This window comes from Geobacter sp. OR-1, from assembly GCF_000813145.1.
In the GTDB taxonomy this organism is placed as follows: Bacteria; Desulfobacterota; Desulfuromonadia; order Geobacterales; family DSM-12255; genus Geoanaerobacter.
The window spans coordinates 290,975-305,060 of record NZ_BAZF01000001.1; the positions used below are offsets into that span (position 1 = coordinate 290,975).

At 59.3% G+C, this 14,086-nt stretch carries 11 protein-coding genes and 1 tRNA gene; all 12 read right to left on the reverse strand.

Going from position 1 to position 14,086, the window contains the following annotated elements:
- Window positions 1-172: 172 nt before the first annotated feature.
- Window positions 173-1,357, reverse strand: coding sequence for an AAA family ATPase (locus tag OR1_RS01215; RefSeq protein WP_041969434.1), 1,185 nt, complete (start codon window positions 1,355-1,357; stop codon window positions 173-175).
- Window positions 1,358-1,684: 327 nt separating this feature from the next.
- Window positions 1,685-1,771: transfer RNA gene (locus OR1_RS01220), tRNA-Leu, on the reverse strand.
- Between the two features lie 37 nt (window positions 1,772-1,808).
- Window positions 1,809-2,090, reverse strand: a complete 282-nt coding sequence (locus OR1_RS01225) for an integration host factor subunit beta (protein ID WP_041969435.1) — start codon at window positions 2,088-2,090, stop codon at window positions 1,809-1,811.
- A 49-nt stretch (window positions 2,091-2,139) separates the two neighbouring features.
- Complete coding sequence (locus OR1_RS01230; protein WP_041969436.1) at window positions 2,140-3,891, reverse strand: 30S ribosomal protein S1; 1,752 nt, start codon at window positions 3,889-3,891, stop codon at window positions 2,140-2,142.
- 77 nt (window positions 3,892-3,968) lie between these two features.
- A complete protein-coding gene (gene ispH / locus OR1_RS01235) occupies window positions 3,969-4,817 on the reverse strand; it encodes a 4-hydroxy-3-methylbut-2-enyl diphosphate reductase (protein ID WP_041969437.1) in 849 nt (282 codons plus the stop codon).
- Entirely contained in the window at window positions 4,817-5,548 is a 732-nt protein-coding gene (gene cmk, locus OR1_RS01240; protein ID WP_041969438.1) for a (d)CMP kinase, read from the reverse strand. The genes ispH and cmk overlap by 1 nt, the downstream gene beginning before the upstream one ends.
- Window positions 5,548-6,834 carry a 3-phosphoshikimate 1-carboxyvinyltransferase gene (aroA, locus tag OR1_RS01245; RefSeq protein ID WP_041969439.1) on the reverse strand — a complete coding sequence of 429 codons (1,287 nt, stop codon included), beginning with the start codon at window positions 6,832-6,834 and terminating at the stop codon, window positions 5,548-5,550. Before aroA ends, cmk begins: the two co-directional genes overlap by 1 nt.
- On the reverse strand, window positions 6,831-7,727 hold the full coding sequence (locus OR1_RS01250; protein WP_041969440.1) for a prephenate dehydrogenase/arogenate dehydrogenase family protein: 897 nt from the start codon (window positions 7,725-7,727) through the stop codon (window positions 6,831-6,833). The genes aroA and OR1_RS01250 overlap by 4 nt, the downstream gene beginning before the upstream one ends.
- A gap of 151 nt (window positions 7,728-7,878) precedes the next feature.
- Window positions 7,879-8,955 carry a prephenate dehydratase gene (gene pheA, locus OR1_RS01255; RefSeq protein WP_041969441.1) on the reverse strand — a complete coding sequence of 359 codons (1,077 nt, stop codon included), beginning with the start codon at window positions 8,953-8,955 and terminating at the stop codon, window positions 7,879-7,881.
- Window positions 8,956-9,076: 121 nt separating this feature from the next.
- Complete coding sequence (locus OR1_RS01260) at window positions 9,077-11,008, reverse strand: GspE/PulE family protein (protein WP_041969442.1); 1,932 nt, start codon at window positions 11,006-11,008, stop codon at window positions 9,077-9,079.
- Window positions 11,009-11,042: 34 nt separating this feature from the next.
- Window positions 11,043-12,557, reverse strand: coding sequence for a LysM peptidoglycan-binding domain-containing protein (locus OR1_RS01265; protein ID WP_041969443.1), 1,515 nt, complete (start codon window positions 12,555-12,557; stop codon window positions 11,043-11,045).
- A gap of 55 nt (window positions 12,558-12,612) precedes the next feature.
- A complete protein-coding gene (locus OR1_RS01270) occupies window positions 12,613-14,001 on the reverse strand; it encodes a hypothetical protein (RefSeq protein WP_041969444.1) in 1,389 nt (462 codons plus the stop codon).
- Window positions 14,002-14,086: the final 85 nt, after the last annotated feature.

Consider the following 14,086-nt stretch of genomic DNA (forward strand, 5'->3'; position numbering starts at 1 on the left):
AAAGCACGATCCACGATTACTTGAATGGGATCGGCTCATAGCTTAACCCATATCCTTCAGGGAGTTCGACATCCAGTAAAGGACTTATGAATTTATAGCCACCAACCTTCGCGGTTTTGTGTGCAGCGTTCAGTCCGTGGCTGCTCAGGCATTGCAAACTCCTATGACGAGATCATTGCTCGAAGTTGGGGATAGTCCGCCGCATGAACTCGTCGAATAATGGCACCGTGAAAGCCATATCTCCGTATGAAGGGCTGTAGATCATCCCTTTTTTGATGAGGCCGGCGCGCAACGGCCCCATGGTGCTGACCTTGACTTTCAACTGCTCGGCAATGTCGCTCGTTCGGTAGGGTCCTTTTCCTAGTTCGGCCATTGCACGCAGAAACATCTTTTCGCGCGGAGTCAGCCGGTCGAATCGCACCCGAAAGAAATTCTCGTCCAGCCGCTTCGATACAATGTCGCTGGCCTCCTGCACAACGTGCAGCGAGATTGGCGATGCTGCGGCATGGTTCCACGCCTGATACCCCCACTCCTGCAGGAAGTACGGATAGCCTTGCGTTAAGCGAAATATCTCCTTCAAGGCAGCGGGATCAAACTCTTCTTCAGCCGCCAGCACCGGGTCTTGAAGTGCACTGATTGCATCCGGCTCGGTCAACGGGCCAACTTCAGGGAAATTGAACAGCCGTTCGGCGTACGACTTGGACTCCCCTGCAAGGCCAGGTAGAATCGACAGGCCAGCACCGATCAGCACCAGAGGGAGTTGCCCCTGCTGCATCTTGTGCATTGCCATGATGAGCGCGCTCAGCTCCACCGGTTTGAAATACTGGATTTCGTCGATCATGATGGCAACGCCAACATTGCGTTCCTGGGCCGCCTCGGCCACCGTCACGAACAGACTGGGAAGATCGACCTCAAGATCACCGCTGTCGGCAGCTCCCGATTCCGGTTCGATATCAAGACCGATGTCGAACTCGCCAACCGAAATCTTGATCGCGCCGACAAAACTCTTGAGCACTGCAAGGCCCCGCTTGACTTTGTTGCCTGCTCCCGCGATCCGATCAAGTTCGAATAGCAACCGCCGAAGATGCGGGGCCAACAGGACCGCCAATGACTTCCCTTCGTGGGCCTCCACCAGAATGGTGCGATAGCCTGCCTTCACCGCTCTCCGCTCAATCTCGTTCAGCAGCACTGTCTTGCCGACACCGCGCAACCCGGTGAGCAACAGGCTCTTTTCCGGGCGCTTCGCCAGCACCCGGCCAAGCAGGACGTCCGCCTGCTCCAGAATACTCTGCCGACCGGCCAGTTCCGGCGGCGGCGATCCTGCGCCGGGTGAAAAAGGATTTCTGATTCTGTCCATAGCCACCTCCCTTCTAGCAAGTTATACCTACTTATACCAGTAACGCGATATAAGTCGATATAATTTTCTATAACTTCACAGTGCCGACAGTACGGGCAAGACCGGCAGTTGTCACGCCCTTCTCTTTCCTTCGAGCGTGACGTGCTTGCCTGACTCTGCCACCACCTTCAGAAGCAGCGAACTAGCTGCAGGTGGGGTCGTAAGCAGTAGTGTTGGCCATTCTCGAACGTCACCTGGAAGATAAATTTGTCACACCGTCTTTATAACGCCGAAGATTTTCAAAAAACAAAAGGCTCCACAGAAAACCTGTGAAGCCTTTATTCATGATGGTGCCCGGGACCGGAATCGAACCGGTACGCCCTTACGGGCGAGGGATTTTAAGTCCCTTGCGTCTACCAATTCCGCCACCCGGGCCTGTCACTGCAGTCAGCGGCAGGCTGATCTGCAGCGGTTATGCTGCATCCACCCTTTCACGGAGTTCCTTTCCGGTCTTGAAAAAAGGAACCTTCTTGGCCGGGATATCGACAATTTCGCCGCTCTTGGGATTGCGGGCCTCGCGGGCGCCGCGCTCACGGACGGTAAAGCTGCCGAACCCCCTGATTTCGACCTTCTCGCCGCATCTCAGGGCATCTCCCATTGAATCGAAGATCAGATTTACAATCGTCTCTGACTCCTTACGGGTGAGAGAGCCGTTTTTTTCAGCCAGTTTGTCTACGAGTTCACTCTTGGTCATTCTGTCACCTCTATGCAAAATCTAAAATCAAGGCCGGACCGGCCGGTAATCAGTTGTCTCCGTTTTTCATGCCGCGCAGCAGGTCGCCAAGGTTCGAAGTGGCCTCTTTCTGCGACCCCATGTAATCCTCCAGCTCGGCCTTCTCGATTGCAGTCTGGAGCGCTTTGATGGAAAGGCTGATCTTCCGGTCACTCACATCGACGCTCAGCACCACGGCTTCAAGCTGATCGCCGGGCTCCGCAAAACCTTTCGGTGTGGCGAGCTTTTCCTGCGATAGTTCTGAAACATGCACCAGACCCTCGATCCCTTCCTCAAGCTCCAGGAAGATGCCGAAATCGGTTACCGACGAGACTTTGCCGGTTACGCGGGTGCCCGGCCGGAAACGGCTCGGAATCTCGCTCCAGGGATCCGGGGAGAGCTGCTTGATGCCGAGGGAAAGGCGCTCGCCGTCGACATCGATGTTGAGCACCACGGCCTGGACCGTCTGCCCCTTGCTGTAAATCTCGCCCGGATGCTTGATCCGCTTGGTCCAGGACATGTCCGAGACATGAACCAGGCCGTCGATACCGTCTTCGATCCCGATGAACATGCCGAAATCGGTGATATTCTTGATCTGCCCCTCGATCTTGGTGCCGACCGGGTATCTGTCGCCAACAACGGTCCAGGGGTTTACCTGGGTCTGCTTGTAGCCGAGCGATATCCGACGGTTGGTCGGGTCCACACCGAGTACGATCGCCTCGATGGTCTCGCCGATGGTCAGTATTTCATTGGGGTGGCGGATACGACGGGTCCAGGACATCTCGGAAACATGGATAAGCCCTTCGACCCCTTCCTCGAGGCCGACGAAGGCGCCATACTCGGTAAGGCTCACTACCTTGCCCTGTACCTTGGCGCCGACGAAATACCGGTCGGCAACATCCTGCCACGGATCGGGCATGGTCTGCTTGAGGCCGAGGGAAATCTTCCCTTTGGCGCTGTCGTATTTAAGCACCTTGACCTGCAGCTTGTCGCCGACCTTCAGGATCTCGGACGGATGGTTGAGGCGCCCCCAGGACATGTCAGTGACATGGAGCAGGCCGTCGAGCCCACCCAGGTCTACGAATGCGCCGTAATCGGTGATATTCTTGACGATCCCTTCCACCACCTGCCCCTCGGACAGGTTGCCGATGGTCTGCTCCTTGAGCTTCTCCCGCTCTTCTTCGAGGATGACCCGCCGGGAAAGAACCACGTTCCCCCGCTTCCGGTTCATCTTGATGACCTTGAACATGCCGGTCTGGCCGATATAACGGTCCAGATTGCCGCTGGGGCGCAGATCCACCTGGGAGGCGGGAAGAAATGCCTGAATGCCGATATCCACGGTCAGTCCGCCCTTTACCTTGCCGGTGATCTTACCTTCGATGACGCCGCCTTCGCCGCCGGCCTCATTGATCTTGTCCCAGGCGAGATGGCTCTCGGCCTTCCGCTTGGAGAGCACGATATAGCCGCGATCGTTCTCCTCGCGCTCGAACAGGACCCGTACCTCGTCGCCGACCTTGATCGTGAGCTCACCTTCCTCGTTCAGGAACTCGCTAGCCTGAATGACACCCTCCGACTTGTAGCCGACATCGACCAGCACGATATCCTGGTTTACCTGAACAACCACGCCCCTGACAATCTCGCCCACCTGCAACTGCTTTATACTGTCATTGAACATTTCGGCGAACTCGCCGCCATGCGCCCCCTGCTCGTGCTCATCCTCAACATCGGCAAAGCGCTTGATCGGCATATCATTCCGCTTGTCCAGGCTCTTTTCCTCGCTCATCAACCCAATACCCCCTCATGATGTTTCATTGCTTTTTCTACGGTTAGCCGCCATACCCTAGCACAGAACAAAAAAATTCAACCGTTTTTGTCCCTGTCGATCCGTTCGATCTGTTCAATCACCTCATCGATGATCCATTTTGGTGTTGAAGCGCCTGCAGTGACGCCGACCCGCTCGACCCCGGCGAACCATTCGGGGAGCAGTTGCTCGGCAATTTCGATATGATGCGTGCGCTCCTGGATCTCAGCGCAGACCTCTGCCAGCCGCTTGGTATTGCCGCTGTTGAAGCCGCCGATGACTATGACGCAATCGACCTGACGTGCCAGATCCTTGGCCGCTTCCTGGCGTACTGCCGTCGCATCGCAGATGGTATGAAACACCCGGAGTTCGCTGGCGCGTCTCAGGCACTCCCTGACCACATCTTCCAGATTTTCAAAGGATTGCGTGGTCTGGGCGACTACCCCGATCTTGCTCATCTTGGGGAGCTTGGCCGCCTCGACCCCGGAACCGACGACGTACACCTTCCCCTCGGCATAGGAAACTATCCCCTGGACCTCGGGATGATCGGCATCGCCGACCACAACGACGTCATACCCGGCAGAAGAAAGGCTCTGGACATGCTCCTGCGCCTTTTTGACAAAGGGACAGGTGGCGTCAACTATTTCCAGTTCCTTGCGGACCGCCTCTTCCAGTTCTCCGGAGGTGACCCCATGGGAACGGATGATGATCGTCCCGGTTTCCAGCTCGGAAAGGTCGTTAAGGACCTTGACCCCCATATCCTCCAGTTTCTGGACCACCTGGGGAGAATGGATGATCGGCCCGAGGGTGAATGTCCGCCCCCCTTTATCGGCAGCCTCGAAAGCCATTTGCGTGGCCCGCTTGACCCCGAAACAGAAGCCGGCCTGTCTGGCCAGAATAATCTCCATCAATCGTTTCCTCCGCAGCTTGACGGCAGCGCCTGGGCAAGCCGTTTCTCGATCACCCCTGCCATGACCGCCACAACCTCGTCGATGGACAGTGACGTCGAATCGATCGCCATGGCATCCTCTGCCTGTTTGAGCGGGGCATGGTCGCGGCTTTCGTCCTGGCGATCCCTGGCAAGCACTTCGGCAACGGTGTTTTCCAGGTCAACCGGCACCCCCTTGGCCTTCAACTCCAGGTAGCGACGACGGCCACGCTCCTCGGCAGAAGCGGAGAGAAAAAACTTCACGTCTGCGTCCGGAAAGACCACTGTGCCGATATCCCGCCCTTCGAGGATCACCCCCCCCTCTTTCCCCATCTCCCGCTGCTTGTGAAGGAGGAGTTCCCGGACCGCTTTCTTGCTCGCGATCTTCGAGGTCAGAAGGCTGATCTCCGGGGTGCGGATCAGGTCGGCGACATCCTCGTTGTCGAGGGTTATCCGGGGGAGGCCGTTTGCGCCGCTGTACGAGAGTTTCGCGCCGCGGCAGATTTCGATGACCCGGTTGTCATCGTCGCCGGACACCCCGGCCCTGCTGACTGCCAGCGCCAGTGTCCGGTACATGGCGCCGGTATCTATATATACATAGGAAAACCGCTCAGCCAGGCGCCGTGTTATGGTGCTCTTTCCGGCGCCGGACGGGCCGTCGATGGCTACGATCAGACCGTTTGCGCGTTCCGTCCTTTGGCCCAGCCCCATCAACAGGCAACCTTTTCCAGCAGCGGGATAAAAGTCGGAAATGAGGTGGCGATGCACTCCGTGTCGTCAACGGTTATCGTCCCCGAGGCGGCCAGCCCTGCCACCAGCATCGACATGGCGATCCGGTGATCGCCCCGGCTCTGGGCAGCGCACCCGTTGAGACGTTCCACCCCGTCGATCACCATGCCGTCCTTCGTCTCTTCCACGGTTACCCCGCTGAGACGGAGATTGGCGGCCATCGCCGCAATCCGGTCCGTCTCCTTGACCCGCAGCTCACCGGCGTCGCGGATCACGGTCCTTCCTTCAGCGCAGGCAGCGGCAACGGAGATGACCGGGAACTCGTCGATGGCGCGCGGCACGACAGCGCCGCCGATCTCGATCCCTTTCAGCCGCGATGAACGGACCAGCAGGTCTGCCACCGGTTCGCCGGACAGCTCGCGCCGGTCAAGCAGCTCGATGCTCCCCCCCATCCCGGCCAGGATATCCAGTACGCCGGTGCGGGTCGGGTTGACGCCGACACCTTTTATCAGCAGTTCGGAACCGGGAACTATCAGTGCGGCCACAATGAAAAAGGCTGCGGACGAGATGTCGCCCGGAACGGTTATTTCGCGCCCTTCCAGCTCCCGGCCGCTCCGGACCCGAACGCCGCCGGGGAATGATTCGACATCGGCCCCGAAGTACCGGAACATCCGCTCGGAATGGTCGCGGGACAGGGTCGGTTCCGTAACCACGGTCTCGCCGTCGGCATAGAGGCCGGCCAGCATCAGGGCGGATTTGACCTGGGCGCTGGCAACCGGGGAGGCATAGGAGATCCCGTTCAGCCGCTGCCCGATTATGGCAAGCGGCGCCTTGTCCCCACCGGCCCGGCCGTGTATCGAGGCCCCCATCAGGGAGAGCGGCTCCAGGACCCTTTTCATCGGTCTTTTACGGAGGTACTGATCGCCGGTGAGCACGGTAAAGAAGTTCTGGGCCGCGAGCAGCCCGGTGATCAGGCGGATGGTCGTGCCCGAATTGCCGCAGTCGATGACGTCGGATGGTTCGGCCAGGCCGCGCAGCCCCTTGCCGCAGATGGTCAGGGTCTCGCCGTTGTCAGCGGTCTCGATTCCCATTGCCTGGAACGCCTTCAGGGTTGAGATGTTGTCTTCGCCCCGCAGCATCCCACGCACCGTGGTGGTCCCCCCGGCAAGCGAGCCGAGCATGATGGAACGATGGGAAATCGATTTGTCTCCCGGGACTGCTATCTCTCCCCGGACCCCTCGGGCCGGTTGCACTGTATACGGTTTCACGACTCCTCCTTTACCCTCGGCAATGCCGCCTGGTTCACGATTCCGTCACGGTACTCCTTGGAACTGACGAAAAACCGCTCCATGGCCGCACCGTCCCCATTGGCCACCATTTCCCGCAACCGGGCGTAATAGCCGGCAAACAGGTCCATCATCTCCAGGATGCTGTTGCGGTTCTGCAGCGCTATGTCGCGCCACATGACCGGGTCGGACGAGGCGATCCGGGTAAAATCCCGGAAACCGCCGGCCGAATACTTGAGAATGTTTTCGCCGCAGCCGTCATATTCGCCGACCGCATTGACCAGGCTGTAGGCAACCATGTGCGGCAGATGCGAGATGGCGGCCACCACCCGGTCATGCTTTGCCACATCCATCTGCACCACATTGCTCCCGGCCAGCTCCCACATCCGGACAACCTTGGCGAGCGCCGCCGGGTCGGTGCGTTCGGTCGGGGTAATGATGCACCTGCGCCCCTGGTAAAGGGTCGAAAACGACGCCTCCACCCCGGAGTTCTCGGTTCCGGCGATCGGGTGCCCCCCCACGAAATGGCAACCGCTCGGGACCAGCGGCTCGCACGACCTGACGATATCACCCTTGACGCTGCCGCCGTCGGTGACGATGCAGCCCGGTGCAAGCGCCGGTGCTATCTGCGAGACGAGCGCCGCAATGGTGCAGACCGGGGTGGCGATAAAGACCATGTCCGCGCCAGCGACCCCGGCAACGGGGTCATGGAAATAGCGGTCGATCACGCCGAGTTCAACGGCGCGCTCCAGGTTGGCCCGGCCGCGGCCGATGCCGACCACCTCCCCAACCTCCCCCTGTTCCCTGAGGATGCGGGCGAGCGAGCCGCCGATGAGGCCAACACCGATTATTGCCAACCGCTTGATCAGCGGCATAAATTAACTCCTGAAACAATGATTGTATTACCGGAAGCGAGAAATTTTTCGTTCTGGCAAGGCGGTCGAGGGGTTGTGCGCAGGCGTACTTTTGTACGTCGAGCACACAAGCCCGAAGACTTACGCAGCCAGAACGGAAAAGAGCCGCTTCCTATTTGGCTTTGGGGTACGATCCCAGAATTTTCACAAACTGGCAGTATCCCTTCAACTCCTGCACCGCCTCGCTGACTTCCGGCTCGCTGACATGGCCGGCCAGGTCGAGGAAGAAGATGTATTCCCAGGCCTTGGACTTGTTCGGCCGGGATTCGATCTTGGACAGGTTCAGCCCCCGCTTGGCGAACGGCTCCAGCATCCGGTACAAAATCCCGGGCTCGTCCTTGACCGAGAACATCAGAGAAGTCCGGTCGTCGCCGGACTTTTCGGCCATTTTGCTCCCGATGACCAGGAAGCGGGTAACATTGTTCACCTGATCCTCGATCCGCTCCCGCACGACCTTGAGGTCATACAGCGACGCCGCGTATTCGCTGGCGATGGCTGCTGCCGAATAGTCCTCGCTGACGATCTGGGCCGCCAGGGTGGTAGAGGCGACATCCACCAGCGGCACGTTGGGGAGGTTTTCCGCCAGCCAGCGCCGGCACTGGGCCAACGGCTGCGGATGGGAGTAAATCTTCTTCACATCCTCGATCCGGCCGGTACGGGAGAGGAGGAAATGGGAGACCTCCAGCAGGATCTCGGCATTGATCTTGAGATCGCTGCCGGTAAACATGTCGAGGGTGTGGGAAATGACCCCTTCGGTGGAGTTCTCCACCGGCACGACGCCGTAAAGCGCCCGCCCCTTCTCCACCTCCTCGAACACGGCCGGGATCGACTTCTGCGGCACCAGCTCCGCGGCCAGACCGAAGTGCTGCATGGCCGCCAGGTGGGAAAAGGTGGCCTTGGGCCCTAAGAACGCCACTTTCATCGGCGCCTCAAGGGCCAGCGAAGCCGAGATGATCTCCCGGAAGACGCTGCGGATGGACTCGGTCGGAAACGGTCCCTTGTTCAATGCGGCGAGCCGCTCGTAAATCTCGCGCTCGCGGCTCGGCACGTGGAATTCGCGGTTTTCGCGGGTCTTGATCCTGCCGACCTGCATTACCAGCTCGGCGCGCCGGTTGAGAATTTCCAGGATCCGGTCATCCAGGCCGTCGATTTCACGACGCAGTTCATCGAGAGTCTTAACATCTGTCATGGGGTGTCACCCGCAGGATGGGGTATGAAGGCAAAAGAGGGAGGTACTGTATAGCAAGAGCTCGGAAAAGGCAAGTGATTTGGCTCGGGACGACCCTATCGTCCGGGTGGGCCGCCGGTCACTATTTGATGCAGACCCGCCGCACCTCGTGGATATCGGTTAACCCTTTGCATATTTTCAGGATTCCGTCCTGCTTGAGGGTCAGCATCCCGTCTTCCATGGCCTGGCGCCGGACCATGTCGGTATCCACCTTCCGCTTGATAAGACCCTTGACCGGGTCGGTGCACTCCAGCAGCTCGTGGAGCCCCATCCGTCCCGAGTAGCCGCTGTTGCCGCAGGAATGGCACCCCACGGCGCGGTACAGGGTCAGATCGGCAAGGTTGATGCCGGTTGCGGCAAACTGGTCCGGCCCGAACTCCTCGACCAGTTCGGCGATCTCTTCCGTGCCGGGGGTATAGGCGGCCTTGCACTCGTTACAGAGCTTCCGGGCGAGGCGCTGGGCCAGCACGCAGAGAAGCGAATCCGAAAAACTGTACGGGTCCAGCCCCATATCCAGGAGCCGGGTAACGGTCTCGGCGGCCGAGTTGGTATGGAGCGTGGACAGCACCAGGTGGCCGGTAAGCGAGGCCTCGACCGCGATCGAGGCGGTCTCCAGGTCGCGCATCTCCCCCACCATGATCACATCCGGATCGAGCCGGAGGAACGAGCGGAGAGCAGCGGCAAAGGTCAGTCCGATCCGGGTGTTCACCTGGACCTGCCGCAGGCCGTTCTGGGTTATTTCCACCGGGTCCTCCGCGGTCCAGATCTTTTTTTCCGGGGAGTTGATGCCGGAGATCGCCGAATGAAGGGTGGTGGTCTTGCCGGAGCCGGTCGGCCCGACAACCAGGATCAGGCCGTACGGTTGGCGCATCGCGTCACAGAAAATCTTCCGGTTGCGCTCGCTGAACCCCACCTGCTCCAGGGACACGCTCTTGCCGGTATCGAGAAGCCGGATGACCACGTCCTCGAGGTTGCCGGCAGTCGGCATCGTGGCCACACGCAGCTCCATGTCCAATGGGCCGAATTTCTTGAAATTGATCTTGCCGTCCTGTGGCCGGCGGCGCTCGGCAATATCCAGGTCGGCCATGATCTTGATCCTGGAGGGGATGGCATATTTATACCGGTACGGAATCCGCTGGTATACCGAACAGTGACCGTCAACCCGCATCCGGACAATCACGTCGCTCTTGCCTGGATATGGTTCGATATGGATATCCGAGGCCTTTTTCAGGCTGGCATCGAAGATGATCTTGTTCACCAGCTTGACGATGATGCTGTCCCGCTCCGTTACCTTGCGCACCTCTTCCTCGACATCAGGTTCGTCGATCGCGCGCCCTTCGCTCAACAGATCGCCGATGCTGTCGTCGGTCAGCTGCTCGACAATCAGTTCCGACGACGATTGCTGGGCTGCAGAGGCCCGGTACAGCCGTTGCTGCGCCCGGTTGATGTCTGACTCGGTCGCGATTACCGGTATGATCCGGTGCCGGATCGAGGCCTCCAGCTCTTTCAGCTCCTGGAGCTTGAGCGGATAGACCATGGCCAGCGTCAGTGTGGACCCGATCCGGGCAATCGGCACAATCCTCCGTTTCTGGGCAAAGGTGGCATTTAGATACCGGGAAAGGCCCGGGTCGATCTCCTGGATGTCGATCTGGACAAAGGAGAGATCGTACTGGCCGGCGATAATCTTGGCCAACTGCGACTCCTCCAGGTAATTGAGCTTGTAGAGCGCCCGGTAAAGGGGGATATCTTCCCGCTTCGACAGGGCCAGGGCATTACCGAGCTTGTCGTTGGAGATCAGCTTGTCGCGGATGAGAAGGTCGGTCAGCCGTTGCCGTTTGCCGGTCTGTTCCAAGATGTAGGAGAGATCGGATTCGTTCAGGTAGCCGAGCTTGCAGAGCAGCTGGCCGATCGTCTGGCCTGGGAAGAGCTTCTGCATCTCCAGGGCTTCACTGAGCTGCTGCTCGGTGATCAGCTTGTTTTCCACCAGGATTTCGCCCATCTTCTTCGGGGCCATTGCAACTCTCCGGGACAGGGTTAGACTTGCCGGTTTATGGCGACGGAAAAACCGTATAACCGTTCAGGGTAACGAGCTCGCTGATCAGAGGATCGACACTGCTCCCGGTCAGGACGGTCTTTCTGCCGCTGGCCGGGTCGAGAAGCATGAAACCTGGGAACTTGACGCTGTAGGAACGATCCCGGGCCGGCCAGAGCGGCTGGCGGTCAAACCTGGCCGGGATCCGGAGCCGCGACAGCAGTTTTTCTGCGACCCTGCGGAAATCGTCACGTTCTTCCAGGATTACGACCCGGTATCCCCGCGTCTCCAGCAGGCGCATCAGGGTGTAGAATACCGGATCGCCGTTGAACCGGGTCACGATGAACCGTTCGCCGCGCATCTCGAAATACCGGTCTGCCGAGATATCGAGCCGCAGACCGCTGTCGCTGGGGCCGAACAGCTCGACTTTCGCATCACTGGAATAGTTGAGATCCAGGGAATCCATGATCCGGTCGGTGAGTTCCAGCGCATTGGCGCCGGCAATCAGGTGGAGCCGGTGTCCCCGTTCCTGCGGGGGCCGGCTGCCAGCGGTCAAAGGCTCGATCAGCCTGAACCCCTGCCGGGAGAGGAATGAGGCAAGCGCCGGCGGGGTGCCGCCTCTCCCCTCGGTCACGTTCAACAGGACAATATCCTGGTTCATCAGGCTTTCCGGGTTTTTTTCGATCTTGTAGTCACTGGTCACGGTCAGCTGGGGGCTGCTGCCGAAGTCGATGCTGAAGTTCTCGGCAACAGAGAAAAACCGCGCCTCGGACAGCAGTGCCGAATAAAACCTCCGGACATTTGCCGGGTCCTCACTCACCACCCGGACATCGTCAAGGGTCTGAACCAGGCTTTTCACCATTGGCGGCAGTTTTCCTCCCGGATCGACCAGAATCCGGCCGCCGTCGGCAGCAGGGAGAACCGGGAACCGCTCGGGATCGAGAGCAAGTTCGAAATTCTGCCCCGCCAGGTTGATGCCTTCGGCTCGATCCCGGTTCAATGGGAACAGGCTGTCCCAGACCCCCTTGACAAACCTCAGGTCCGCGCTCCCTTCGAGGCGCACCTGCTGGAACATCCGTAACTGCTGGGAAGCGGACTGGCCAGTCCCCTTAGCAGGTCTAACCGCGCCGGTGCGGCCGGGCCGGGCCGATTTCCCGCCCAGCGGTATCGTGATCGTGCTCCCGACCCGCAACGATCTGATGTCGCTGATCCCGTTCATCTCCTTCAGCCGGGGGATAACGGCATCAGCCTCTTTTTCCGACAGGCCGTATCTCCCCATCAGGATGAGGTAAAGGTTGTCGCCCGGTTTTACGGTATACCGGGAAGAGCGCGGCGTCTTTTTCCCTTCTTGGCGTTTTTCGGCATGTCCGGCTGCTGCAACGGTTTTTTTGCCGGCATCGAACCTGCTGTCGAGCATCCTGGTGTCGAGATCGAAACGGGGATCAATGGCAAAAGCCGTCATGCTGTGGGTCAGCAACAGCAATGAGAGGCTGGCAAGAGCGGTTGACAGCCGTGCAGCGGAAAACATCATGAAAACTCCTGGGCAATAAACTTCATGGCATAAGAATGCAAATAGTTGCACCTGACTACGGTACGGTTATGACTACCCCCCGGACCCGGGGATCGGGCTTCTTGCGGTAGATAACGAGTTCTCCTCCACCGGGGAGGCCGGCCTGCTCTAAAATATAGCCGTTTTTCCCGGTTGTGCCAGTGGACGTATAGGCTGAGCTGCCGCACAGCTGCTGCAGAAGTTCGGCAATCATGGCAGGAGTAATGACGTTGTCCCGCGAGGCGACAACCTGGACCGCCTTGATTTCATTGTTCGACCGGAACACCAGAAAATCGTACCCTTTGGAGCTGAACCGTTCCCAACCCGGATGGCCGGCGGAATATTGGGGGTCTTTACCGTTGACCGGAATCATTTGCGGCAGAGATGCCGGCCGCACCTGGCGAACCGTTGTCCGTTGGTGCTGCAGAGGGATTGCTGGGGCCGAGGCCTGTTTAGCCGGAGATTGCGGCTTTACTGGCGCCGGCTTGCCGCCGGTCAGCCATCTGCCTGCCGGAATGCTGCCGGAGAAATACAGCACCCCACCCAATACCGCAGCAACAACGAACCCGGCAAGGTAGATCCAATTCACCTGCCGGCCAAAGCTCACCCCCCTCACGCCAAAAGATGAGAAATCCTCTTTAGCTGCCCTTGTCGGAACCGCCACCTCTTCCGGCCGAACAGCGGTTACCGTCGCTGCGGCCCTCTTCGGCGGCTTCTGGGCCGGCTCCGGTTTACGGACGCTCTCCGCGCTGCGGCCCGCAGGTGGCGTCTTCTTTACCTGGGCCGGCGGCGGTTGTACCCGGCCATGACCGACGCCGGGCGGCGCCTGCGGAACCACGGCAGGAGGAGGAACCGCAGTTTGCCCGGTAGCCGCCTCTGTCCTGGCGTTGAGCTGCGAAACATGCCCTAAATCGCTGCGATTGTCCGTTTGCGACAGCGAAAACGGGTCGGTCAGCAGCGACGAATCGCTGACTGTGACCAGCGACAGCTCCTGGTCCGGCATTTCATGTTCGGCAGTTGCGGCCACCCATTCCGCAGCCCCCATTCCGTCTTTCCAGAGCAGATGCGGAATTTTTTCCAGCTGCGCGCCGAAAAACGAGCTGAGTTCCTCTTCGGTGGCGGCAAAGTCAAAGCTGTCGTCAAAGCATTTCGGCCGTTCCTGGGGAGAGCCGGCGATTGCCCCCATCAGGATGATCCGCGGGGAACCGTCGCGCAGCAACCCTTTTATCTGCCTGGCGATAACCTCGGCCGCAGTGCCGTTGATCTCGCGCTGAATAAACACCGATGCCGGCCTCTTGTCGAAAACCGCCATCAAACCCTGCTCAAAATCGGAAAAGATGCAGATCTGTCCCTTTATGAGCGGCTGAAAGCGCTCCTTGAGGTGCATTACATGCGGATCATTTGAAATTATTATTATGGTTACCATGGCGCCATCTGATCCGGGGTCTGTGTCATTCTATGGATCCAATATTTTCGCTGATATGCCCTTATTACATTATCGGATTCCGCTC

Coding starts and splice junctions, on each gene's coding strand:
- OR1_RS01215 (WP_041969434.1), bottom strand. CDS start 1,357: ATGGACAGAATCAGAAATCCTTTTTCACCCGGCGCAGGATCGCCGCCG.
- OR1_RS01225 (WP_041969435.1), bottom strand. CDS start 2,090: ATGACCAAGAGTGAACTCGTAGACAAACTGGCTGAAAAAAACGGCTCT.
- OR1_RS01230 (WP_041969436.1), bottom strand. CDS start 3,891: ATGAGCGAGGAAAAGAGCCTGGACAAGCGGAATGATATGCCGATCAAG.
- ispH (WP_041969437.1), bottom strand. CDS start 4,817: ATGGAGATTATTCTGGCCAGACAGGCCGGCTTCTGTTTCGGGGTCAAG.
- cmk (WP_041969438.1), bottom strand. CDS start 5,548: ATGGGGCTGGGCCAAAGGACGGAACGCGCAAACGGTCTGATCGTAGCC.
- OR1_RS01250 (WP_041969440.1), bottom strand. CDS start 7,727: ATGCCGCTGATCAAGCGGTTGGCAATAATCGGTGTTGGCCTCATCGGC.
- pheA (WP_041969441.1), bottom strand. CDS start 8,955: ATGACAGATGTTAAGACTCTCGATGAACTGCGTCGTGAAATCGACGGC.
- OR1_RS01260 (WP_041969442.1), bottom strand. CDS start 11,008: ATGGCCCCGAAGAAGATGGGCGAAATCCTGGTGGAAAACAAGCTGATC.
- OR1_RS01265 (WP_041969443.1), bottom strand. CDS start 12,557: ATGATGTTTTCCGCTGCACGGCTGTCAACCGCTCTTGCCAGCCTCTCA.
- OR1_RS01270 (WP_041969444.1), bottom strand. CDS start 14,001: ATGGTAACCATAATAATAATTTCAAATGATCCGCATGTAATGCACCTC.